The following is a 20587-nucleotide window of genomic DNA, read 5'->3' on the forward strand; positions in this document are numbered from 1 at the left end:
GGCTTTAGGCAAGAGTGCGTGGATGAATTCTGGCTGGTGGATACGATTCGCGGCGCTTGGCGCCGCTATTTTGGCGCTTGCGGCGTGCGACCCCTCCTCTGCACCGCCGGATGCAGACGATCCACAGAACACCTACACGATCTACCTCGTCCGGCACGCCGAAAAGGAAGCGGAAGGCAGCGACCCGGCCCTGACCGAAGCCGGGACGGCGCGCGCCGAAGCGCTGGCCGACCTGCTTGAAGGTGAAGGCGTCGAGGCCGTCTGGTCATCGGACTATGTCCGCACCCGATCGACCGCGAAACCGCTCGCAGACCGGCTGGGTGCCGATGTGCAGACCTACGATCCCTCTGACCTGCCGGGATTTGCACAAACGCTGGAGTCCCGCGGCGAGACGGCGCTTGTCGTTGGCCATTCGAACACCACACCGGCGCTTTCTGCCCTGCTCGGCGGCGAGCCGGGAAACGAGATTGACGAAGCCGGCGAATATGACCGGCTCTACGTCCTCGACGGGGTTGGTTCAGGCGCCGTCGACACTGACATCCGGCGGTATGGAGTGCGCTATGACGCAAACGGCGGCTAAACCTCCGAGACCTCCGGTCAACAATCTCGAAAGCCTGATGACGAGCCTGTGCGAGCAGACCCAGGGCGAGACGGTCACCGTGCGCGACCTGCTGGATGCCGCAGGACGCCGGTCCTATGGGCCGCTTTTGCTGCTGCTCGGTTTCATATCGATCAGCCCGCTGACGCTGATTCCCGGCGCGACCTGGCTGGTGGCCCTCGTGACGCTGCTGATCTCGCTCCAGATCGTTGTCGGCAAGAAATTCCCATGGGTGCCGAGCCGGTTCCTGAAATTCGAGTTCAAGCGCAAACACCTCGTCGACGGCGTCGAATCCGGCCGGAAATACGCCCACATGATCGACTACTATCTGAAGCCGCGTTTCACAATTCTCACAGCCCCGCTCTTCGTCCAGCTGATCGGGCTGATCTGTGTGGCGGCTTCGCTGATCACCATCCCGCTCGGCCTGTTTCCGTTCGGCCCTGTGCTTCCCGGCCTGACCATCCTGCTGTTCGGCCTCGGCCTGACCGCGCGTGACGGCGTCTTCCTGCTGCTGGCTGCGGCGGCGCTGACCGGCGCCATACTGATCCTCATTCGCGTCCTGCCGCGCGTCCTTGCCGTGGTTCATTCCCTGTTCGGCTGAGACGGGTTGCGCAGATTCACTTGATCTTCAGCTGTTTCGGGACGATCTAAGCCCCATGAGCGCAGAGCTTTATCATAATCGCGTGCTGGAACTGGCCGCCAATATTCCGCATGTCGGGACCCTCGCCGATGCCGATGCATCGGTGGAGAAGGTCTCGCGTGTGTGCGGATCGGTCGTGCGGGTGGACGTAAAGCTCAGCGAAGACGGTGAGACGATCGAGGCGATTGCTGTCGATCCGCGCGCCTGCGCGCTCGGACAGGCAGCAACCTCCGTCCTCGCCGAACAGGCCGTCGGCGCGCCTGTCGAAGAGATCTTTGCGGCGCGCGACGCGCTGCGTGCGATGCTGAAGGATGGCGGCGAGCCGCCAGCCGGGCGATTTGCAGAGCTGCGCCACCTCGCCGGCGTCGCCGATTATCCGCCGCGCCACACTTCCACGATGCTCGCTTTCGAGGCGGCCTGCGAGGCCATCGAGACCGCCCGAACTAAGCGGGCTGCGGCGGCCTGAGCGCACCGCCGTAGCCGGTCGGCAGCCCATTCCGGAATATGCCACAGCCTTAGCGGGTTGAGGGCTGTCCCCCGCGCGTCTAGAACCGCTTTCGACGAAACATCAACCGGGCTTCGAAGCCTCATGTCCGCAATTCGCAGGAAGGCCGCCCACGCGGCCCTGAAAACGTACAAGCTGACCCTGTCTCCGGCCTTCCAGGTCTTTGGAGCGCAGTGCCGGCATGTGCCGACCTGCAGCGAATACTGCGCTGAATGCGTCTCCCGCCACGGCCTCTGGACCGGCGGCTGGATGACGCTGGCCAGGCTGTCTCGATGCCGCCCCGGCGGCTCGCGCGGCTTTGACCCGGTACCGGAAAGCAAACCTTCTTCACCCTTCTGGGCACCGTGGCGTGCCGGAGACTGGGCCCGCACGGACCGGCCCTTCCCGGACGGCGAGCCCGACCAGACCTGAAAAGTCAGAGACAATGATCAATGTAACGCTACCCGATGGATCGCAGCGACAATATGAGGACGGGGCCAGCCCGGCCGATGTTGCCGAATCCATTTCCAAATCCCTCGCCAAGGCCGCCCTTGCCGCCAAGGTGAATGGCGAACTCTATGACCTCAACCGCCCGCTTGAAGGCGATGCCGAGGTCGCCATCGTCACGGCCCGCGACGAGGAGGGACTGGAGCTTATCCGGCACGATGCCGCCCACGTCCTCGCCCAGGCCGTACAGGAGCTCTATCCAGACACTCAGGTCACGATCGGCCCGGTGATCGATGACGGCTTCTATTACGACTTCGCCCGCGAAGAACCCTTCTCCACGGAGGATTTCGAGCGGATCGAGAAGAAGATGGAAGAGATCGTCGACAAGGACTATCCGATCATCCGCGAAGTCTGGTCGAAGGATGACGCGATCGAGACCTTCAAGAAGATCGGCGAGGACTACAAGGCGCAGATCATCGACGACATCATCCCACCGGGTGAGCCGATCACGGTCTACAAGCAGGGCGACTGGTTTGACCTCTGCCGCGGCCCGCACCTGCCCTCGACGGGCAAGCTGCCCAAGGCGTTCAAGCTGATGAAGCTGGCCGGTGCCTACTGGCGCGGCGATCATCGCAACGAAATGCTGCAGCGCATGTACGGCACGGCCTGGGCGAATGAAAAGGATCTCAAGGCCCACCTCTTGCGCCTCGAGGAAGCCGAGAAACGCGACCACAGGAAGCTCGGCCAGCAGCTCGACCTCTTCCACTTCCAGCAGGAAGCGCAAGGCTCGGTCTTCTGGCACCCGAACGGCTACATGATCTGGCGTCAGCTGGAGGCCTATATCCGCCGCCAGCAGGACGAAGACGGCTATGTCGAAGTGAAGACGCCGCAGCTTCTCGATTCAGTCTTCTGGCAGCGCTCGGGGCACTGGGACAAGTTCCGCGAAAACATGTTCATCGTGCCGGACGAAATCCCGTCGACGGATGATGACGCCCCCGTGCTGTCGGGCGAAGCCGAGCTGATGGCATTGAAGCCGATGAACTGCCCGGCGCACGTTCAGATCTTCAAGCACGACCAGCGTTCCTATCGCGACCTGCCGATCCGCATGGCGGAGTTCGGCTGCTGTCACCGCAACGAGGCGCATGGCGCGCTGCACGGTCTGATGCGGGTTCGCCAGATGACGCAGGACGATGCGCACATCTTCTGCCGCGAAGACCAGATTGCCGACGAGACGCTGCGGTTCCTGAAACTGTTCGAGCGGGTCTATAACGATTTTGGCCTGTCGGAGATCTCCTACAAGCTCGCCACGCGCCCTGAGGTTCGCGGCGGTACGGATGAGAACTGGGACCGGGCGGAAAAAGCGCTCGCGGACGCGCTCACCGAAGCGGGGCTGGAATTCGAATATGCCGAGGGCGAGGGTGCCTTCTACGGTCCGAAGCTCGAATTCCACCTGACGGACGCGATTGGCCGGACGTGGCAGTGCGGCACGTTCCAGCTCGACTATGTCCTGCCGGAGCGGCTCGATGCCGAGTATACGGGCTCTGACGGCGCCAAGCACCGCCCCGTCATGCTGCACCGCGCGGTGTTCGGCACGTTCGAGCGGTTCATGGGCATCCTGATCGAGAACTATGCTGGCGCTTTCCCGATGTGGCTCGCGCCGGTACAGGTTATTGTCGCAACGATCACCTCGGATGCCGACGGCTATGCCGAGAAGGCGGCCCAGCGCCTGCGCAAGGCCGGTCTTCGCGTCGAGGTCGACACGCGCAACGAGAAGATCAACTACAAGGTTCGCGAGCACTCGCTCCAGAAAGTGCCTGTGATTGCCGTTGTCGGTCAGCGCGAAGCCGAAGAGGGCACGCTGGCGCTGCGCCGGTTTGGCTCGAAAGGACAGGAAATTCTGGGGCTTGAAGAAACGGCCGAAAAGCTGTCCGATGAGGCAACGGCACCCGATCTGAAACGGGCGAAAGCCTAGCGACTCGGACGAATAGCGTACGGAAAGACACCGAATGAGTGAAAGCCGCGGCTTCAGCTATGCAATCGTGCTGGCCGCGGCTTTCCTGCTCTGGATTCCGGTCGCGCTGTTCGGGGCGGGCGGCTATTCTGCCCTGCTGGCCCTAACGGCCATTCCTGCCATCTTCTTCGTTCGTTACCGCAGCTTCGGCTGGCTTTCAGCCGCTATTCTCGCGCTTGTCGTCTGGGCCGCGATTTCCACCCTTTGGTCAGCGGAGTCCGACGCCATCGTTTCGGGCGACCTTGCCGAGGGCAATTTCGGCGTGAATGCAGCCGGCCTGCGCATTGTTCTCACCGCGCTTGCCAGCCTGCTTGTCATCGGCGCCGGGCTTCGTATACGCGGGCCGAACAGGATCGCCCTGGGCGTCATCCTGCTGGTCATCACCCTGCACGGGATCAGCATGCTGCTGATGGGAATTTTCCCCGATACGGCACTTGGCCTGTATGCCCCCTTCAGCGACCCGGTCCGCGAAGCACCGCAGAATATCCTGCGCAGCACGAACGCCTTTTCGCTTGCCGTTCCCGTCCTGATCGGGGCGGCCTGGATGCTGCCCAGTCCATGGCGGTTCCTCGCATCGGGCTCAGCCTTCCTGCTGGGCGTCATGACCTTCCTGCTTGTGAGATCTGACGTCGCCCTGCTCGGGTCCATCCTCGTCCTGCTGGCCATCGGGACGGTGTTTCTGTTCCGGCAGAACGGGCTGCGAATTCTGCTGGGGGTCGTCGGCGCGGCCATCATTGCTGCCCCGGTCATCCTGCCGGCTGCAGCCCCGGTTGCGGTCCGTAACGAATTGCCGCTGCCATCCTCGACCAAGTCGCGCATCTTCGCCTGGTCGCTGGCTGCAAAGAAGGTGCATGAGCGACCGTTTGTCGGCCACGGGATCGAGGCATCCAAGGAATGGCGCGAAACCTTTGCTGACGAGCCGGAACTGCTTGCGCTGATGCGCCAGAGCACCGACCTGACCGACATCCCCTGGGAGAAGTACCGCATCCTGCCGGGCCACCCGCATAATATGGGCCTGCAGCTCTGGGCCGAAACGGGCCTGGTCGGCGTGATCCTGGCGTGTACGGTCCTGCTCCTGCTGGCGCTCGCCCTGCCGCCGCCGTCCAGCCTCGGCATGCCTGTCACGATTGCGGCCGCCGGCCTGATCGGGGCGAGTTTTTCCCTGTTCAGCCTGTCCTACAGCCTCTGGAATGAAGCCTTCTGGGCAACCGTCGTCCTTGTCGCAGCTGCGATTGTCCTGCTTTACCGCCAGAAGCCGCAAGCATGAGCCTGCCATCTGTCACTGCCATCGTCGTCTCCTATCATACCGGCCCGAGGCTACGCGAATGCCTCTACGCCCTGATCGGCTGCCCAGACGTTTCGGCGATCCGGATTGTCGACAATGGCAACCCGCCCGGCATGTCTCAGTGGCTTCAGGATTTCACGGCCCGGCAGGACCGGGTCACACTGATCGATCCGGGGGCGAATCTCGGCTTCGGAAAGGGTGTGAACCTCGCCTGCGAGGAGGCGCCGGCGGGCTTCCTCCTCCTGGTCAATCCGGACGCGGTGATCAAGCGTGACGCCGTCGCGGCCATGATCGCGGCAGCCGGCCCGCTGCAGCGTCCCTGGATCGCCGGTGGCAAGATCTTTGGCCTCGATGGCCAGGAAGGCCGCGGCGCCCGGCGGCGTGAATTGACGATGTGGCGGGCGCTGTCCAGCGCGGCCGGGTTCGATACGTGGAACCTGAACAAGTCGCCTGCGCCCGACGGCCCCGTGCCGGTTGGCGCTGTGTCTGGCGCCTTTCTTCTGACCGACACTGAGAGCTTCCGCCAGCTGGGCGGCTTCGATGAAGCTTACTTCCTGCATGTCGAGGATGTCGACCTTTGCAGACGGGCAAGAGAGGCCGGCGGCGATGTGATCTACTGCCCGGATGCCGGCGCGCTTCACTATGGCAGCACCTCGGACGTTTCCTCAAAACTGGTCGCGCGGCACAAGGCTGAAAGCCTCGGCTACTATTTCCGGAAATTCTCTGGCGGCCCGCTGTCGCGCTGGACGGCGCGGTTCGCCCTCACGCCCTTGCTGAAATGGCTGCTGCCCGCGGTCGCGCGGGACTGATCAGGGCTGGAAATTGTTCTCGCCCGGGGCTTGTGCGTCGGGATCAGCACGCCGGACGATTGACGAGACAAGCGGCGTGAATTCACGCCAGTCATATTCGGTCAGCTTGAAGGCCCAGCCCTCGGCCCGGTCATTGATGGTCTGGGCCCGGCGGGCGCCCTCGCCTGCCTCAACCGCCCTCAGCGTCACCCAGAAGCCATCCGGTTCGCGCCAGGCGCGCAGGTCGATCTCGAGCCCGTCATGGGTCTCGGTAATGTGGCGCGCGACCGGCCGGCTCGTCAGTTCACTCGCGGGCTTCACGTCAATCGGCGTCAGCCTGGATATGGCAAGCGCTGGCGTCGAAGCGGCAAGGCGGCTGCGCAGCCGGTCATTCTGGTAAGGCGGCGCTGGCGAGAAACTCCGCGCGCCGCTACCGGGCGACCGGGTGAGATAGAGGCTGGTGCGCGTCGAATCCGTGAGCCGGACAGCCGAGATGGCCGACGGGTCGATATCGATGATATCCAGGTCCAGCCAGGCCTCGCGCGTATAGAGCGGCGGCAGGTCTCCCTCGACGCGGAACGACACGTTCTCACCCGGTTCGCGCGCATAGAGAAACTCGTTTCGCCGGCCGGTTATGATCTCTGCCGTTTTCGATCCGTTGGTGGCAAACACCTCGATCAGGACGCCATTGCCGCCGTCACGCGGGTCGCCGAGCCCGATGCGGCCAAACCGGTCGGGATCGGAGGTGCGCCGTTCCCCCCATGTCATCGTTTCGAGGCCTTCAGCCAGCGTGGTCAGCCGGTCCTCGCGCACCGGATAGCCTCCCGTCTCGGCCATCACCCACTGCCCGTTCCGCTGTTCCAGCGTGTAGCTCAGCTCGTCCATCGTGAAACGGATCGCGCCTGTATCGCTGCGCACGGCGGAGAAATTCTTCAACACCGGCTCTCCGGTGCGCGGGCTGGTATCATTCTCGGACGGCGCAAACAGGCTCATCAAGAGCAGGAAAATCCACAGTCCGGCCGCGATGATGGAGAGGACCTCAATCGTCCTGCGTCTGCGTGTGTCGAGGGTTGCGCTCATGCGATCCCCCTCTGCCTGCGGCGCCACCAGACAAGGCCAGCAAGCAACGCGACAAGGATCGGCCCGCCAAAGATGTTGATGAATTTCAGCCAGCCTTCGAGCCCGTCAATCTCGCGGCGGAAATCACGCTCGATGGCCCGAAGTCGAGAGCGCGTGTCGATAATGTCCTGGCGCAGGCGGGCCAGTTCGAGGCGCTCATCCTCGGTCAGTGTGGCTTCGATATCGCCGCTGAAAAAGCCATCTGAAGTTCCCCGCTGCTGAAGCTGCTCCAGACGGCTCTGCGACTCGACCAGCTTGTCTTCGAGCCGCGCCTGTTCATCGAAAAAGCGCTCCTGGGCATCGTCCCGCATGGCCTCGACCCGTGTCATCGGCCGGCGCGACGATGCCCGCGCACGAAGGCTGAGCAGGCCCGCATCGCCCGACAGCACATCCAGCGCGTTCATCAGGAAGGCACCATTGTCAGCGAACGCCGTCGCCGAACTGAGATTAACATACAGGCCGTCATCCACCATGTCGGCATCGGAGACGACCAGGATTTCAGCGTCGCGCTCGCTGCTGGAAACGTGCGGCAGTGCCTCTTCCGCTGCCGCGCGCGCAAGTTCCGCGAGCACCGGGTCGTCAGGCATGTCCGGCTCGGGACGCCCATCCGCAAAGACAGAGACAAGGGCACCGTGGACACGCACAGCCAGCGGCACCGCCTCACCGAGCGGCGAATAGAGCTGCAGGGTCTCCGGCGCAGACAGGTCGGTTACGGCTTCATCGGCGGGGATCCAGGATGGCGCCGGCCCTGTCTGGATGAGCACCTCCTTGTCGATCGGCGACTCCGCATCAAGCAGCAGGCCGCCCGGCGCGCCGAAATTCACAGACCGCGACAGGTCTGCCGTGATCAGGCTGCGCGTCGGCATGAGCGAGGGCGTTGCAGACAGGTAGAGCGGGTGCCGGATGACATTGGTCCGCCCCTCGCCGGCGGGCGCCTGGATAGGCAGCGCGCTTTCAGTATCGGCAAGCGCTTCCTCGGAGAGGTGCAGGCCCCAGACATCGCCAAACGGGCCAAGGTCGGAGCGGACCTGCCGGCCGGCCATGCTGGCAAGGTCGCTTCCGCGCGAGGTCTTCGCGGCCGCGTCCACGAGAATGATGGCCCGGCCCTTTCGGAGGATGAACTGGTCGACCAGCCACAGCTGCCAGTCATTCATCTCGGGCGGATGCACCATCATCAGCACATCCATGTCCTCCGGAAGGGAGAAGAAGTCCTCGTCTATCGGCTCAAGCTCATAGCCCTTGGCCAGTTCCTGCAGGAAAGTATAGCCGCCCGTGTCGCCCGTGCCGCTCATGCCCTGAAGGGTCGACAGGACGCCGACCTTGGGCGGCTCGGGCCGGTTGAGCCGGGCGATCATGCGCGTCAGGTCATATTCGAGCGTTTCTTCCTGCTCGGGCGCGAGGAACGGGATGACACGCTGGTCATCGACCGTGTTCTGACCGATGAGGCCGAAATAGAGCGGGTCGCCACTGTCGGAATTCACCGCCGTGATGCCCGCCGCCAGAGCCTCGTCCTCGGCTTCGGAGAAGGGCTCGGGGTCGATCTCGCGGATACGCAGGTCCGGCCCGGCGACGGCCTTGTAGGCATCCAGCAGCTCGCGCACGCGGGTCGCATAGGCCCGAACGGCCGGGAACTCCTGGCCGACGCGGCGCGTGTAGACAAAGGTAAGGTCCACCGGTTCCTCAAGCTCGGTGAGAACCGACTTTGTGCCCTTCGACAGGGTGAACAGGCTGTTCTCCGTGAAGTCGATGCGCGCGGTCCTGAGCAGCGGCTGCACGATCAGTGTCGCAGCGACGAAGATCACCGCGATCAGGGCCGTTGCGGCGGCGAGATAGGTCCGGGAACTCATCGCGCTCCGCTCCGCCGCTGGCTGACCCACAAGACGTTAAGCGCAATCCAGAGCGCGATAACGCCGATGAAGTAGAGCAACGACCGCAGTTCCAGGACGCCGCGCTCGGCCGTCTCGAAATGGGTAAGGAAGGAGAAGGTCGCGACAACTTCGCCGATGCCGGTCCCCAGCGCATTGGACACAGCGCCGAGTACCATCGGCCATCCGGCCGCCGTGAAGATGAAGGCAGCGACGACGCCGACGACATAGGCGAGGACCTGGCTGGACACCAGCGAGGACACAGCCGCGCCGATCGCCAGATAGGCGCCGGCCATGATGAGGCTCATGAAATAGGAGAGGAAAATGGCCGTATTGTCCGGCGCGCCGAGGTAATTGACGGTCAGCCACATCGGAAAGGTCAGGAGGAGCGTGACAAGCGCGACCGTCCAGGCGGCCAGAAGCTTGCCAATGGCAAGGCCGGTAATGCTGACCGGCAGCGACATGAGGAGCTCGGACGTGCCACTGGCCGCTTCGTCCGACCAGAGCCGCATCGACAGTGCCGGCAGGAAGATCATGTACAGCCAGGGATGCCAGTAGAAGAAGGGCTCCAGGTCAGCTGCGCCGGTATCGAAGAATCGCGAGGCCTCCCATGTGAAAAAGCCGAGCATCATCAGGAAGATGGCGATGAACACATAGGCGAGCGGCGTTGCGAAATAGGCGCGCAACTCGCGCGCATAGCTTGCGTGTGCACCGGTCAGCGTGTCCTTGAACCACTGGCTCATGCAGCATCGGCCTCCGCCGTGCCCGCCAAGGTAATGAAGGTTTCCTCAAGGCCGCCCGGCGACTGGCTGGCCAGGCTTTCCGGCGTGCCATCCGCAACAATCTTGCCCCGGTCGATAATAATGGCGCGGTTGCACATGGCCGGAACCTCTTCCAGCGTATGCGTGGAAATCAGGATCGCCTTTTCGGGCGCCATGCGGGCAATCAGCGCCCGAACGGCCCGCTTCTGGACCGGATCGAGACCGTCTGTCGGCTCGTCCAGAACAAGCACGTCAGGATCGTTGAGCAGCGCGCCCGCCAGTCCGACGCGGCGTCGATAGCCCTTGGACAGTGTCGCGTTGCGGCGCGAGGCAACATTGGCGATTCGCGCATCTGCGATCACCCGGTCGATGGCGCGCTTGCGCTCGGCCCGGTCAAGGTCATAGGCCGTCGCCATGAAATTCAGGAATTCGACCGGCGTCATGTCCGGATAGAGTGGCGCGCCTTCAGGCAGGAAGCCGAGCCGGCGCTGGGCCTCGCGCGGGGCGGTGATGATCGAGTGTCCGGAAATCAGGACATCGCCCTGGTCGGGCTCTATGACGCCGGCCACCATACGCATGGTCGTCGACTTTCCGGCGCCATTCGGACCGAGGAACCCGAGCACTTCGCCCTTGTTCAGGCTGAATCCCACTTTGTCGACAGCGATGTGTTCGCCGAAAGACTTCACGAGATGCTTCAGTTCAAGCATGGCGGGACCCGCTGGCGTTCGCAGAGGACCACTGAGTAAACGTCTCGCAGGAGGCTGGCCAGAGGCTGTTTGCGCAAATCGCAGGCAGAGCGCTCAAGGTGAAGGGAATTTCACCTGCGAGAGCCTGACGCGGCTTCGATTTAAGGGAAGGATGTCGGGTATTGGTTGAACAAGCTCCCCGGGGGGCTGGGGGGGCTGATGGGTCCGGGATGCCTGCTAGACACCAACACCCGACTATTGCAAGGTGAATGTAATCGGCGGCGCTCGCAAGGCGAGAATGCGGCTAAATCCTGTTCTTCGCATTAAAAATGCGACAGGATGAGATGGCGGTAGAAAATGGGAGCGTAATCTCACTTTATGGGAAGCGTGACAAGACTGCAGCCCGGTCCAGCACCCAAGGTTGCCTTTCATCGAACCGAAATGAGCCGAATCCTCGACGTTTACGGTCGAATGGTCATGTCCGGGCAGGCCAAGGACTATGCGATTGGCATGCATGCCGATCACGCCGTGTTCGCCATTTTCCGCCGGCATGCAGAAGCGCCCACCTGGCGGATCGAGAAAGTCCCGGCGCTGCGCAACCAGCAGGGCGCTTACATTGTCTATGGAAGCCAGGACCAGGTTCTCAAGCGCGGACATGACCTCGGCCAGGTCCTTCGCGTCTTCGAAACACGGCGCTTTGAAGTGATCAACGGACGGGCAGACTGAGCCGGCGCTACCGGCCTGCCAGGCGCTGCAGGAAACCGAGAACTCCCGTGAACTTCAGCCCGCCTTCGCTGACGGCGAGCACAAGACATGGACCGTCGTCGTCGGCCACAGGCTGGTGGGTATCAGCCGGGGTCTGCCTTGCAATGTCACCGGGGCCGTAGCTTGCGCCGTCATCGCTGAATCCACCATGCAGGACGAGGCTGAACTCATCACCATGGTGCGAGTGGCGTGGCACGGAGGCGCCAGGGTCGAGCCGATAGAGATGAGCGTGCACCGACGGGTTGCTTCCCAAGTCCAGCCGCTGGACACCGCCCGTCAGGCGTTGCCACCCTTGCGCCTCGCAGGCCTCGAGCGCCTTTTCGCGCAATGGCTCCGGCAGGTTCAGCAGCTCCTGCAGCCCCGCGCCGGCGCTTTTGGCCGCGCGCACGGTGCGGTCCTTGCCATCATCAATTGCATCAATCGCGCGCAGCGCTGATTCGAAGGCATTGGGCGACATCACGGTCGGCTCTTCGTCTTCCAGCATCGCTCCGGCAATCGCCTCTGACAGGTCGAGGTCGCGGCGGATGTCTGCGCGGATCGCCGCCTGCGTCTCGACCATGAGCGCAAAGGCCGGGCTCAAGCGGCCTGCGGCATAGGCGCTATAGAGTTCAGATACATATGGCGGTTCTGCGGATGACACTTTACGGGCTCACTGACAGTCTGACGAAAGGCTATATAGCCGATATTGCCGAGATCGCGTTTTCGTCAAGGCTGGACGCCCCCACTTATCACACTCTTCAGCTTATTCGGCGTTCAGCCGGCCGCGCAATTTGTTGAAGGCAAGACGGATACGGGACTTGACCGTACCTAAGGGCAGGTCGAACGCTTCGGCTATCTCCGAATGCGAGAGGCCGTCATAGAACGCCGCCTTGAGGAGATCGAGTTGCTCATCTGGCAGCGTTGCCAGCTGCTCGCGCACGGACGCTTCGATCTGGGACCGGTTCAGCGATTCTTCCGGGGCGGCCTCCCCGGCTGGCTGCAGCATGGGTTCGTCGGGCGAAAGTTCAGGCTTGGCGGATTTGCGGAACAGGTCGATCTGCCGGTTACGGGCGATCCGGAATATCCAGGTCGAAACCGATGCCTGGCTTTCATCGAACTGGCCGGCCTTGCGCCAGACCGTCAGCATCACGTCCTGAACGACTTCTTCTGCCCCGGCGTCTTCAGCGCCCATGCGCTTGAGATAACTCTTGAGTCGGGGCGCATAGTATTCGAACAGCCGCCCGAACGATGTCCGGCACTGTTCCTCGGCGATCCTTCGCATGCAAGCTGTATGGATCGCACGGTCGCTACTGGCGCTATCAATTCTCGCTAAGGTCAAGACCCGTCCACGCGCTTCCGATCAACACTATACATCACATTCTGGGGGCAGTACGCAACCTTTTGGGGCAAAAATGCTTTTCACCACACGTCATGCGTTCTGCCAAAATTCAGCCTTAACTTTCCGGCAGTTTCGACCCGTTAAATCCCTCCTGGATGTTCGAACCCAAATCAGCCCCCATGATCCGCAGCACACTTACCAGCCTCTTCCTTCTCTCCGGAACCGTTGCACTGACCGCAGCCGCAGCGCCTACGGCGATTGGCCGCTATGACGACTGGACGGTGTTCACGGAAACTGTGAACGGCGAGACCCTTTGTTATGCGGCGACAGAAGCAACCGACAAGGCGCCCAAAGCGGCTGATCACGGAGATGTGTGGTTCTTTGTGTCGAATTGGAAGTCCGGAAAGGCACGCAGCCAGCCGAGCCTGAAAGTCGGATACGAGCTGCGCGCCGACCTGCCAGCCCGCGCCTCGGTCGGGCGGTCCGGCTGGACGTTGTACGGCGTCGGTCAGGAAGCCTTTGCCGAAGACCAGGACGATCCACGTCTCGTCTCGGCCCTGCGGCGCGGCAGCGAGCTGCGCGTCGAGGCCGTGTCCGCACGCGACACCAAGGTTTCCTACCATTTCTCCCTGTCAGGATCGGCCAACGCGATCGACAAGGCCTCGGCGCTCTGCCGTTAGGCGCCGACAGACTCCCGCACGATTTCCAGCCCGGGCAAGGAGCCGTCCTCTCGCCAGGCCTTGAGGATGGAGAAATACTCCATCGACCCGCCGCCATAGAAGGAATTCTGGCGGGCGCGCGCGGCGATCTGGCCTTCATTATTGTAATAGCCAGGCGTGCATTCAGCGAGGAATTGCTCGCGCATCTGTGCCTTGTCGATGATCGTCTCGACCCATTTGGACTGGGCTTGCGGCGTTGGTTCGATCTGGACGATACCCTCATCCAGTGCCCGCGACAGGATATAAGAGAGGTGTACAGCCTGTTCGTCGAGCTGGTGAGGATAGTTCGCCGTAAACGCCGCCTGGGCCCCGCCCATCACGAAGACGTTGGGGAAATCGCGGACGAATATGCCGTGCAGGCTCTCGACACCATCTTCCCATGCGTCCGACAGGGCTTTTCCGCCCCGCCCGTACAATTCGTAGCCTGAACGGCGTGTATAGGAGGTGCCAACCTCGAAGCCTGTCGCGTAGATCAGGCAGTCGAGCTCATATTCCTTGCCATCGACGACGACACCTTTCTCGGTGATGCGGTCGACGCCCTGTCCATTCGTGTCGACGAGGGTGACATTGTCGCGATTGAATGTGGCAAGGTAATCGTCATGGAAGCATGGGCGCTTGCAGAACTGCCGATACCAGGGCTTCAGCGCCTCGGCGGCCTCCCGGTCAGCGATCACTTCGTCGACCCGCGCGCGGATCGATTCCATCTTCTTGAAGTCCGCGAGTTCCGCGATCTCCTGAAGCTTCTCGGGTGACATCTCCTCGCCGTTCTGGTCGGCCGCAATGAAAAGCAGATTGCGGATGATGTCGGTCCAGCCATCCTGCACCAGGTCCTCGGCCTGATAGCCGCCGGAGACGAGGATATTGAAATTGTCCATCCGCTTCTTCTGCCAGCCCGGCTCCAGCGAGCGTGCCCAGTCCGGATCGGTCGGCTTGTTGTCGCGCACATCAATCGAGCTTGGCGTTCTCTGAAAGACAAAGAGCTCCTTGGCGCCCTCACCGAGATGCGGCACGCACTGAACGGCCGTCGCCCCCGTGCCGATGATGCCGACCCGCTTGTCCTTCAGCCCGTCGAGGCCGCCGTCAGGCCCGCCGCCGGTATAGTCATAGTCCCAGCGGCTGGTATGGAAGGTGTGGCCCTTGAAGTCCTGAATGCCGGGGATGCCAGGCAGCTTCGGGCGGTGCAGCGGGCCATTCGACATGATCACGAAACGCGCCTTCATTGCGTCGCCGCGATTGGTCGAAACGGTCCAGCGCTTTGCGGCCTCATCCCAGTCCATACGCGTAACTTCCGTCTGGAACAGGACATCGTCATAGAGATCATAATGCTCAGCGATGCGCGCGCTGTGGCCGAGAATCTCGCGCGCCGGAGTGTATTTCTGCGCCGGCATGAAGCCCGTCTCTTCGAGCAGCGGGAGGTAGATGTAACTCTCGATATCGCAAGCGGCGCCAGGATAGCGGTTCCAGTACCAGGTCCCGCCGAAGTCGCCGCCCTTCTCGATCATGCGCATGTGCTTGATCCCTGCTTCGCGCAGCCGCGCGCCCGACAGGAGCCCGCCAAATCCGCCGCCGATCACGATGATGTCCACCTCGTCGCTCAGCGGCGCGCGGTCGATCTCTTCATCGATGTAGGGGTCCTCGATATAGCCCGCATATTCTTCGCGGATCTCGACATATTGCTCATTGCCATCGGCGCGCAGCCGCTTGTCGCGTTCTGCCCTGTATTTTTCACGCAGTGTGTCCGGATCGAAGTCCAGACGGCCAGCATTGCCGTCAGCCATTGTATTTCCTCCCGTCGAGGGCCCTTGCGGCCTCTTATCTGTTCGCTGCAGTGGCAGTGCCGTCTAATTCTTAGATTTCCGGCAAGGACATGCTATGTGCAGCGCAATGAAACATGATCTGGACCTTTCACGCCGCGTCAAGGCAAGTCCTTCTGCGCCTGCGAACCTCGCAGGCCTGTCGCTGCCTGCCCTGAAAGCGGAGATGGAAGGCTTGGGCCTGGATCCGAAAAAGGCCGGCATGCGGGCCAAGCAGCTGCGGCGCTGGATCCATCATTTCGGCGTGCAGGACTTTTCCGGCATGACCGATATCGCCAAGGAGCTTCGCGCGGAACTGGCGGAAAAGTATGTCCTGACGCGCCCTGAAATCGCCGAGCACAAGGTCTCGGTCGACGGCACCCAGAAGTGGCTGACCCGCTTCCAGCCGGGCGTCGAGGGCGAAAGCGTCTACATCCCGGATGTCGGCCGTTCCGGCGCGCTCTGCGTTTCAAGCCAGGTCGGCTGCACGTTGAACTGCACCTTCTGCCACACCGGCACGCAGAAGCTGGTACGCAATCTGACCGCGCAGGAAATCGTCAGCCAGGTGCTGATTGCGCGCGATGAATTGCAGGAGTGGCCGAGCTCGACCGAGAACCGCAAGCTCACCAACATTGTCTTCATGGGCATGGGCGAGCCGCTCTATAATCTCGACAATGTCGCAGAGGCCATCGACACGATATCGGATGGCGACGGCATCGCACTTGGCCGCCGGCGGATTACGGTCTCGACCGCGGGGGTCGCCCCGAAGATTCCCGAGCTTGGCGAACGCACCGGCGCCATGCTGGCCATTTCACTACACGCGGTGCGCGACGACCTGCGCAACGAAATCGTGCCGATCAACAGGAAGTATGATCTGAAGACGCTGTTCGAGGCGATCCGCGCCTATCCCGATCTTGGCAACTCCAAGCGGGTTACGTTCGAATACGTCATGCTGAAGGGCATCAACGACTCGCCGGCCGAAGCGCGCGACCTGGTGAAGCTGCTCAAGGGCGTGCCCGCGAAGATCAACCTGATCCCGTTCAACCCCTGGCCGGGCTCTCCCTACGAGTGCTCGGACTGGGAGACGATCGAGAATTTCGCAGAAATCGTGAACCGGGCTGGCTATGCATCGCCGATCCGCACGCCGCGCGGCCGAGACATTTTTGCCGCCTGCGGACAGCTCAGATCGGAAAGCGTCAAGAAGTCTGCGGCGGAGAAACGCCGCGAAGCGCTGGCCGCCGATTCCTGATCCCTGCTGCTTATGGTGAATCCGGGATTTACCCGGACCCGCAAGACTCCATGAAAACCTTCGATCCGCTTTCGCGATTCATAGAGAGAAGCCTGCGATAAGCCCGCTATTCAAGGTTTGTGGGGGCACAGGTGTCAATTCTTTCTCTTTTGCAGACGCGTCCGATGCAGGCGTCGCTCACCGCTGCGCAGGGGCCAAAGGCCGATGCATCCCGTACACAGGACACCGCCGCGAAAGACCCCCAGCCCATCTCGGCTGGACCGCCGCCTGCTCTGGTCGACAATGCGCGGAAATGGACAATCATGGTCACTCCGGCCCGGGAGGATAGCCCGGCTGACGAGACCATTGAGCAGGTCCTCGACGAGGACACGCAATCGGCACTGGTCCGGGCCAGTAGCAACGAACGCCTGGACATGCCGCGCATGAGTGCCTCCCTCGCCAGCGCCCTGATCACGCTGAATGCAAAACCCTCGAGCATGGCCCACTTGCTGGAGGGCGCCGAAGACGGCCCCGGCCTCGTTGAGCGTGCCTATTCTCAGCTCGGCAGCGTGGCTGGACAGGGACCGGCCTCTTTCGCGGCCTACAACAAATCCGCCTGATGACGGGTCAGGCGGTCTGGTGCTCGGCCGCGCCTGCATCGCGCGCGTACAAGCCCTGAACGAGATTTCTCACAAAGGCGATATGGCTGCGCAGGTGGTAGACTTCCTCGGTATAGGAAAGCGGAACGTCCAGTTCCCCCACTTCCTTCTGGAGTTCTGAGACCTCACCGAGGACCTGGTCGCGTTCGTCATTGGTGGTCGCCGCCCGGCCGCGCGCTTCAAGTTCGCGCAGATCCTTGTACCAGATGTAGATCTTCCGGCGCACCTGCCAGCGGTAGATCGGCGGCGCGACCCGGACCAGCGGGATCATCAGCGTGATCAGGGGGATCAGGAAGACCCAGGCCCGCTCCAGGAAGTTGGCGAGATGGAACGAGAAATAATTGCGCAGGAAGGACGGCCCGTTCTTCCAGTAGCGTTCGGCCTCACCGGACAGCGGCATGTCGATGAGGGACTTGTCCGGAAAGGCCCCGGCGGGCGCAAAGGCAGAATTGCCCGAATGGATGTCTTCCGACGCCTCGAGCAGCAGCGACTGGATCGCCGGATGCAGGTCCTTGTTCACAGCAAGCTGGGCCACTGATGCGATCAGCGGAATGTCTGCGGAGGGCACGTCACGCTCCAGGTCGAGAATGCCGCGATAGAGCGTCACTTCATCGAGGGCTGAAGTCCGACGCGCCAGAGCCGGTGCCCGGTCGAATGGCAGCAGCCGGATGCCAGGCGTTTCCAGAAGGTCGGCGATATAGGGCGCATCGATGGAAGCGGAGAAAGCCGCGGCATCGAGGTCGCCCGCCTTGAGTGCACTGGCCGCAGCCAGCCCGCTGGGCGTACTCCTCGAAGACGGCGTCCAGTCGCCGCCCCATGTTTCCTGCAGGTCGACTGCCAATGCGCGTGTGCCTGACCCTTCGCCGCCAATGGCGAAACGGACCGTCCTGAGATCGCCGAAATCATCGGCCGGGACACCCTCGCGCACGAACACCCAGAAGGGCTCGTGGAACATGCCGGCCAGCGAGCGCAGCGCTTCGCGGTTTTCAGGCCCGGCCAGCCCGCCCTGGATGAAGGCGATGTCTGCCTTGCCGGTCATCAGCAGGTCGAGATTTTCGATCGATCCGCGCGTTTCCAGCACGTCCACTTCAACGCCGTTTTCGGCAAGGGCGGCCTTGTATTGCTGGGCCAGCGAGTAATAGGCCCCGCCCGATCCGCCGGACGCGAACGTGACCTTTTTCGGCGGCGCGGGGTCGATCAGGGACAACGCCAGCCAGATGCTCGCGATCAGCACCAGCGCGAGCGGCGCATAAACCTTCAGAGCGTCTTTCATCTTCTTGTCCATGCGCAAGGGCCCACCTAGACCGCAACCCTAGCGCGGCGCTTGCGGGTTCGTCGAGTGTCCCGAATGCCTCCATGGCGCCTTCGCCTGCGGCACGCTGAAGCAAATGCAGGCAAATGACCGCAATTTGAGTCGTTTTCTTGTCATGCCTCGCCTATGTTAGTGTTCTGAAAGACACACCAGGATCGACGGATTAGATAATGAATATGCGCAATCTCGCTGTCTGGGGACTCATCGCCGCCCTCGTCGTGGCCATGATGATCGCCATGCAGGGTACCTCAGTCGCCGCCGGTTCGGAAAAGGTTCCGATTTCCGAGATCATGCAAATGGCCAAGGAAGGCCAGATTGCGGAAGCCACGGTTACCAATGACCGCATCACGGCTATCACTCAGGGCGGCAGTACGGTTTATGCTGAAAAGCTGCCGAGCAATTTCGAAGCGTCGAACAAGCTGACGGACCTCGGCGTAGAGGTCACCGAGGATGCCGATACCGGCTTCAGCCTGAGCGGCCTGCTCCTCAATCTGCTGCCGCTGGTGCTGATCCTCGGCCTCTTCCTGTTCCTGATGCGTCAGATGCAGGGCGGCGGCGGTGGACGCGGCGCGATGAGCTTCGGTAAGTCGCGCGCCCGCATGCTGACCGAGAAATCCGGCCGCGTGACGTTTGATGACGTCGCAGGAGTGGACGAAGCCAAGGAAGAGCTGCAGGAAGTCGTCGAGTTCCTGCGTGACCCTGCCCGCTTCCAGCGCCTTGGCGGCAAGATCCCGAAAGGCGCGCTTCTGGTTGGCCCTCCGGGCACCGGTAAGACGCTGCTCGCCCGCGCGGTGGCAGGCGAAGCCGGCGTGCCCTTCTTCACGATTTCCGGTTCCGACTTTGTCGAGATGTTCGTCGGCGTCGGTGCAAGCCGTGTCCGCGACATGTTCGAGCAGGCCAAGCGCAATGCACCCTGCATCATCTTCATTGACGAAATCGACGCTGTCGGCCGTTCGCGCGGCGCCGGCCTCGGCGGCGGCAATGACGAGCGCGAGCAGACGCTGAACCAGCTGCTCGTCGAGATGGACGGGTTCGAGGCCAATGATGGCATCATCATCATTGCCGCGACCAACCGCCCCGACGTTCTGGACCCGGCCCTGCTGCGCCCCGGCCGCTTCGACCGTCAGGTCACGGTGAACAATCCGGACATTCTTGGCCGCGAGCGCATCCTGAAAGTGCATATGCGCAACGTGCCGCTGGCCAAGGATGTGAATCCCAAAGTCATCGCGCGCGGTACGCCCGGCTTCTCGGGCGCCGATCTCGCCAACCTCGTCAACGAAGCCGCCCTTCTGGCAGCTCGGCGCGGCAAGCGCGTCGTGGCCATGGCCGAGTTCGAGGATGCCAAGGACAAGGTGCTGATGGGGCCGGAAAAGCGCTCCATGGTGATGTCCGACAAGGAACGCGAACTGACCGCCTGGCACGAGGCCGGCCACGCCATCGTGGCGCTCAAGGTCCCGGCGGCCGACCCGGTCCACAAGGCGACCATCATTCCGCGCGGCCGTGCCCTCGGCATGGTCATGCAGCTGCCCGAAGACGACAAGATGTCGATGTCGAAGATCGAAATGACGTCACGGCTTGCCATCATGATGGGCGGGCGCGTCGCCGAGGAAGAAAAGTTCGGCATGGAGAATGTTACCGCCGGTGCAGCCTCGGACATCCAGCAGGCGACCAAGCTCGCCCGTGCCATGGTCACGCGCTGGGGCCTCTCCTCCGAGATCGGTCCGGTCGATTATGCCGATGACCAGGGCGACGTGTTCCTCGGCCAGCAGCTGATGAACAAGTCCCATGTCTCCGAGGACACCTCCAAGAAGATCGAGGAAGAGGTCCGCAAACTCGTCCAGAAAGGCATGGACGATGCCCGCGAGATCATGACCAAGTATCGCGATCAGTGGAGCGCGGTCGCCGAAGGGCTGCTCGAATACGAGACGCTGTCTGGCGAAGAGATCAAGGACCTGCTCAACGGCAAGCCGCCGCACCGCCCGGAAGAACCGGACGAGCCGCAGGGGCCGACCTCCGCCGTGCCGGTCACCGGCAAGCGCCGGAAGGGCTTTGGCGGCGGGGAGCCGGACGGCGAACCGAGCCCGGCCTGATCATCGAACCCATCAATGA

The 20587-nt window shown here is 62.7% G+C and carries 20 protein-coding genes; 12 read left to right on the forward strand and 8 right to left on the reverse strand.

Features of this window, described 5'->3' with window-relative positions:
* Positions 1–22: 22 nt before the first annotated feature.
* From D1227_RS01755 to D1227_RS01785, 7 genes are all read left to right on the forward strand, one after another.
* On the forward strand, positions 23–580 hold the full coding sequence (locus tag D1227_RS01755) for a SixA phosphatase family protein (RefSeq protein ID WP_158586542.1): 558 nt from the start codon (positions 23–25) through the stop codon (positions 578–580).
* A complete protein-coding gene (locus D1227_RS01760; protein ID WP_119375486.1) occupies positions 561–1199 on the forward strand; it encodes an exopolysaccharide biosynthesis protein in 639 nt (212 codons plus the stop codon). Before D1227_RS01755 ends, D1227_RS01760 begins: the two co-directional genes overlap by 20 nt.
* Positions 1200–1254: 55 nt before the next feature.
* Positions 1255–1704 (forward strand): iron-sulfur cluster assembly scaffold protein, encoded by a 450-nt coding sequence (locus D1227_RS01765; protein ID WP_119375487.1) that lies wholly within the window; start codon positions 1255–1257, stop codon positions 1702–1704.
* Positions 1705–1827: 123 nt separating this feature from the next.
* Positions 1828–2154, forward strand: coding sequence for a membrane protein insertion efficiency factor YidD (gene yidD / locus D1227_RS01770; protein ID WP_119375488.1), 327 nt, complete (start codon positions 1828–1830; stop codon positions 2152–2154).
* 13 nt (positions 2155–2167) lie between these two features.
* The gene (gene thrS / locus D1227_RS01775) at positions 2168–4141 is read left to right on the forward strand and encodes a threonine--tRNA ligase (RefSeq protein ID WP_119375489.1); all 1974 of its coding nucleotides are present in this window, start codon (positions 2168–2170) and stop codon (positions 4139–4141) included.
* A 34-nt stretch (positions 4142–4175) separates the two neighbouring features.
* Positions 4176–5447, forward strand: a complete 1272-nt coding sequence (locus D1227_RS01780) for an O-antigen ligase family protein (protein WP_119403568.1) — start codon at positions 4176–4178, stop codon at positions 5445–5447.
* The gene (locus D1227_RS01785) at positions 5444–6274 is read left to right on the forward strand and encodes a glycosyltransferase family 2 protein (RefSeq protein WP_119403569.1); all 831 of its coding nucleotides are present in this window, start codon (positions 5444–5446) and stop codon (positions 6272–6274) included. The genes D1227_RS01780 and D1227_RS01785 overlap by 4 nt, the downstream gene beginning before the upstream one ends.
* Here the strand turns inward: D1227_RS01785 and D1227_RS01790 are convergent, their stop codons facing one another.
* The 4 genes from D1227_RS01790 to D1227_RS01805 are packed head-to-tail and all read right to left on the reverse strand — an operon-like array spanning position 6275 to position 10705.
* Positions 6275–7333 carry a DUF4340 domain-containing protein gene (locus D1227_RS01790; protein WP_119403570.1) on the reverse strand — a complete coding sequence of 353 codons (1059 nt, stop codon included), beginning with the start codon at positions 7331–7333 and terminating at the stop codon, positions 6275–6277.
* Positions 7330–9219 (reverse strand): Gldg family protein, encoded by a 1890-nt coding sequence (locus tag D1227_RS01795; protein WP_119403571.1) that lies wholly within the window; start codon positions 9217–9219, stop codon positions 7330–7332. Before D1227_RS01795 ends, D1227_RS01790 begins: the two co-directional genes overlap by 4 nt.
* Positions 9216–9980: an ABC transporter permease subunit gene (locus D1227_RS01800; protein ID WP_119375494.1), complete on the reverse strand. Its 765-nt coding sequence runs from the start codon at positions 9978–9980 to the stop codon at positions 9216–9218. Before D1227_RS01800 ends, D1227_RS01795 begins: the two co-directional genes overlap by 4 nt.
* Positions 9977–10705, reverse strand: coding sequence for an ABC transporter ATP-binding protein (locus D1227_RS01805; RefSeq protein ID WP_119403572.1), 729 nt, complete (start codon positions 10703–10705; stop codon positions 9977–9979). The genes D1227_RS01800 and D1227_RS01805 overlap by 4 nt, the downstream gene beginning before the upstream one ends.
* Before the next feature lie 357 nt (positions 10706–11062).
* Here D1227_RS01805 and D1227_RS01810 point away from each other — a divergent pair, with 357 nt between their 5' ends.
* Complete coding sequence (locus D1227_RS01810) at positions 11063–11410, forward strand: DUF2794 domain-containing protein (protein WP_119403573.1); 348 nt, start codon at positions 11063–11065, stop codon at positions 11408–11410.
* Between the two features lie 7 nt (positions 11411–11417).
* On the opposite strand, the gene D1227_RS01815 is transcribed toward D1227_RS01810, so the two are convergent.
* Both D1227_RS01815 and D1227_RS01820 read right to left on the reverse strand, forming a co-directional pair.
* Positions 11418–12089: a ChrR family anti-sigma-E factor gene (locus tag D1227_RS01815; RefSeq protein WP_119375497.1), complete on the reverse strand. Its 672-nt coding sequence runs from the start codon at positions 12087–12089 to the stop codon at positions 11418–11420.
* Between the two features lie 102 nt (positions 12090–12191).
* Positions 12192–12710: a sigma-70 family RNA polymerase sigma factor gene (locus D1227_RS01820; protein ID WP_119375498.1), complete on the reverse strand. Its 519-nt coding sequence runs from the start codon at positions 12708–12710 to the stop codon at positions 12192–12194.
* Positions 12711–12946: 236 nt separating this feature from the next.
* On the opposite strand from D1227_RS01820, the gene D1227_RS01825 reads away from it, so the two are divergent.
* Positions 12947–13447, forward strand: coding sequence for an invasion associated locus B family protein (locus D1227_RS01825; protein WP_233349493.1), 501 nt, complete (start codon positions 12947–12949; stop codon positions 13445–13447).
* On the opposite strand, the gene D1227_RS01830 is transcribed toward D1227_RS01825, so the two are convergent.
* Entirely contained in the window at positions 13444–15264 is a 1821-nt protein-coding gene (locus tag D1227_RS01830) for a flavin-containing monooxygenase (RefSeq protein WP_119403574.1), read from the reverse strand. The genes D1227_RS01825 and D1227_RS01830 overlap by 4 nt on opposite strands.
* A 106-nt stretch (positions 15265–15370) precedes the next feature.
* On the opposite strand from D1227_RS01830, the gene rlmN reads away from it, so the two are divergent.
* Together rlmN and D1227_RS01840 are read left to right on the forward strand one after the other, a co-directional pair.
* Entirely contained in the window at positions 15371–16528 is a 1158-nt protein-coding gene (gene rlmN, locus D1227_RS01835) for a dual-specificity RNA methyltransferase RlmN (RefSeq protein ID WP_119403575.1), read from the forward strand.
* Between the two features lie 131 nt (positions 16529–16659).
* Positions 16660–17127, forward strand: coding sequence for a hypothetical protein (locus D1227_RS01840; RefSeq protein ID WP_147373250.1), 468 nt, complete (start codon positions 16660–16662; stop codon positions 17125–17127).
* A 7-nt stretch (positions 17128–17134) separates the two neighbouring features.
* Here D1227_RS01840 and D1227_RS01845 read toward each other — a convergent pair whose 3' ends face one another.
* The gene (locus D1227_RS01845; RefSeq protein ID WP_233349492.1) at positions 17135–18439 is read right to left on the reverse strand and encodes a TAXI family TRAP transporter solute-binding subunit; all 1305 of its coding nucleotides are present in this window, start codon (positions 18437–18439) and stop codon (positions 17135–17137) included.
* Between the two features lie 209 nt (positions 18440–18648).
* Between D1227_RS01845 and ftsH the strand changes: the two genes are divergently transcribed.
* Positions 18649–20568, forward strand: a complete 1920-nt coding sequence (ftsH, locus tag D1227_RS01850) for an ATP-dependent zinc metalloprotease FtsH (RefSeq protein ID WP_119403578.1) — start codon at positions 18649–18651, stop codon at positions 20566–20568.
* Positions 20569–20587 lie beyond the last annotated feature (19 nt).

The sequence above is a fragment of the Henriciella mobilis genome (assembly GCF_003576315.1).
In the GTDB taxonomy this organism is placed as follows: domain Bacteria; phylum Pseudomonadota; class Alphaproteobacteria; order Caulobacterales; family Hyphomonadaceae; genus Henriciella; species Henriciella mobilis.